This window comes from Micromonospora sp. NPDC003776, from assembly GCF_053605645.1.
The window spans coordinates 1-2,597 of the sequence record NZ_JBSGJR010000776.1 but is presented as its reverse complement, the minus strand read 5'-3'; the positions used below and the strand labels follow the sequence as shown (position 1 = coordinate 2,597).

Annotated in this window: 2 protein-coding genes and 1 pseudogene; all 3 read left to right on the top strand. The window is 75.3% G+C overall.

Annotation, left to right across the window (positions count from 1 at the left end):
- Nucleotides 1-409 (top strand): annotated as a pseudogene (locus tag ACWEVO_RS34745) (carboxypeptidase-like regulatory domain-containing protein); the annotation flags it as partial.
- Between the two features lie 23 nt (nucleotides 410-432).
- The gene (locus tag ACWEVO_RS34740) at nucleotides 433-1,659 is read left to right on the top strand and encodes a phage tail sheath family protein (RefSeq protein ID WP_452311649.1); all 1,227 of its coding nucleotides are present in this window, start codon (nucleotides 433-435) and stop codon (nucleotides 1,657-1,659) included.
- A 1-nt stretch (nucleotide 1,660) separates the two neighbouring features.
- Nucleotides 1,661-2,143, top strand: coding sequence for a phage tail protein (locus tag ACWEVO_RS34735; RefSeq protein WP_452311647.1), 483 nt, complete (start codon nucleotides 1,661-1,663; stop codon nucleotides 2,141-2,143).
- Nucleotides 2,144-2,597: the final 454 nt, after the last annotated feature.

The window sequence follows — 2,597 nt, the reverse complement described above, 5'->3', positions numbered from 1 at the left end:
GCCGGAGGTGGTCCTCGCCGCCGGCGACCCCGGCCTGTGGCGGTCGTTCGGGGTCGCGCCCCGGCCCGCGCTGCTGGTCGACGTGCCCGCGCAGATCGCCCGGCCGCTGCCGGCCGCGCCGCCGGTACGGCACCCGCTGCAACTGCGGCACCTGGATCTGCGCACCCTCGACGGGCGGGTGGTCGGGCCGGAACAGCAGCCCCTGGCGGCGATGCGGGTCGAGCTGGCCGGCACCCCGTACGCCACGGAGACCGACCACGGCGGCCGGTTCCGGCTGGTCGGCGTCCCGCACGACCCGCAGGCCCCGGACCGGCCGGTCCGGGTGCGGCTGGTCGGGCGGGGCCGCACCCTCACCGCCGACCTCGACCCCGCCGACCCCGACGTCGTCATCGTCGTCGCCCCCGACTGAGCCGTCTCCCCGAGGAGGGACCGATGCCCAACTACTTCTCCCCCGGCATCTACGTCGAGGAGGTCCCCAGCGGCGCCCGCCCGATCGGCCCGGTCGGGACGAGCACCGCCGCCTTCGTCGGCGTCGCGCCCGACCGCACCGCGCACGTGGACAAGGCGCTCGCGGTGAACAGCTGGTCGGAGTTCCTCCGCCTGTACGCCGACGGGGAGCACCTGGAGAGCACGCCGCTGGCCCGGGCGGTCTTCGGCTTCCTCGACAACGGGGGCACCCGCTGCTGGGTGGTCAACGTCGGCGAGGGCGGCCAACTCATGGGCACCGGCGGGCGGCGGGGCGGCCTGCAGGTGCTGGAGGCGATCGACGAGATCTCCATCCTGGCCGCCCCCGGCTACCACGACCCGCTGTCGCACGAGGCGCTGATCAGCATGGCCGAGCGGCTGCGCACCATGGTGGCCATCTGCGACCCACCGCCGGACGTGCCGGACATCTCCACCCTGACCCGGGTGGCCCGGCCCGACCACGGCAAGCCGGCCGGCAAACCCGGCGACGGCCCGGCGAAGCCCGCCGACGACGATGACGGGCCGGACGGCGACCGGCCCCGGGAGTCCAGCTTCGCCGCCTTCTACTACCCGTGGATCAAGGTGCGCGACCCGCTCGACGGCGACCTGGTGCTCACCCCGCCGAGCGGGCACGTGGCCGGCATCTGGGCCCGCACCGACGCGCTGCGCGGCGTGCACAAGGCCCCGGCCAACGAGCCGGTGCGCGGCGCGGTCGACCTGGCGTACCTGGTCACCCGCCCCGAGCACGACGTGCTCAACCCCAGGGGGGTCAACGTCATCCGCTACTTCGCGGGCGAGGGCATCCGGCTCTGGGGCGCCCGCACGCTGGCCGCCGAGGCGAGCGAGTGGCGCTACCTCAACGTGCGCCGGCTCTCCATCGCCATCGAGCAGGCCATCGCCAACGGCACCCGGTGGATGGTCTTCGAACCCAACGACTACACGCTCTGGCGGTCGATCCGGCGGGACATCGGGGCGTTCCTGACCCGGGTGTGGCGGGACGGGGCGCTGCTCGGGCGCACGCCGGAGGAGGCGTTCTTCGTCAAGTGCGACGAGGAGACCAATCCGGCCGACGTCCGGGACGCCGGGATGGTGGTCGCGCACATCGGCATCGCGGTGGTCAAGCCCGCGGAGTTCGTGGTGTTCAAGCTGAGCCAGTGGGCCGGCGGCACCGAGACCGAGACGATCGGAGGCTGACATGCCGACCCAGGCCACCCCGCAGCCGGGCGCGCCCGTCGACCCGTACCGGGCCTACCACTTCAAGCTGCTCATCAACGGGATCACCAACGGGCACTTCACCGAGGTCAGCGGCCTGGAGGTGCACATCCCGTCGGTGACGTACAAGGAGGCCGGCAACGAGCGGATCCGGGCCGTGCCCGGCCAGGCCGAGTACGCCCCGGTCACCCTCCACTTCGGCCTCACCCAGTCGCGGGAACTGTGGGACTGGGTGAACGCGGCGGCGAAGGGCACGGTCAGCCGGCGCAACGTCTCCGTGGTGCTGCTCGACCCGGCCGGCACCGCCGAGGTGCTGCGCTGGAACATGATCAACGCGTGGCCGACCCGGTGGCGCGGCGCCCACCTCAACACCCTCGCCCAGGAGATCGCCATCGAGGCGCTGACCCTGGCGTACGAGGGGCTGGAACTGGAGTCGGGCAGTGCGGCCGCCCCGGCGTCGGCGTGACTGGCTGGCCCGGGCGCTGCGGGCCGCCGCCGACCGCCTCACCCCGGCGCCGGCTCCCGCCGTCCGGGCGCCCGACACGGCCGACCCGGCCCCGGCGGTCCCCCGCCGCCCCGGCGAGCCGCCGGAACACTGGCTGCGCGTCGTCGCCGCCCACGCCCCCGGCCTCCTCCACGACCTCCCCCACCCGGCACCCGCTTCTGGTGATCAGGAGGATCGGGTGGGATCCGCGCCGTTCGACGACGCGAGCCGGGTGATCGACGGCGACCTCAGCGGGGCTGGCGGGCGTGACGCGCCCGGCGGGCCTGACGGGACCGGGGGCGAGGACGGGCCGGGAGGCGGCGCGGCCGTGGGAGCGGGCCGACCCGCCGTCGGGTCGGGGCCGGGGCAGCCGGGCGGGGACGGGCGAAAGCGCGGGGCCCGTGCCCGCCGGGGCTCCGTTCGCGGAAAGGGCCGG

Coding starts and splice junctions, on each gene's coding strand:
- ACWEVO_RS34740 (WP_452311649.1), top strand. CDS start 433: ATGCCCAACTACTTCTCCCCCGGCATCTACGTCGAGGAGGTCCCCAGC.
- ACWEVO_RS34735 (WP_452311647.1), top strand. CDS start 1,661: ATGCCGACCCAGGCCACCCCGCAGCCGGGCGCGCCCGTCGACCCGTAC.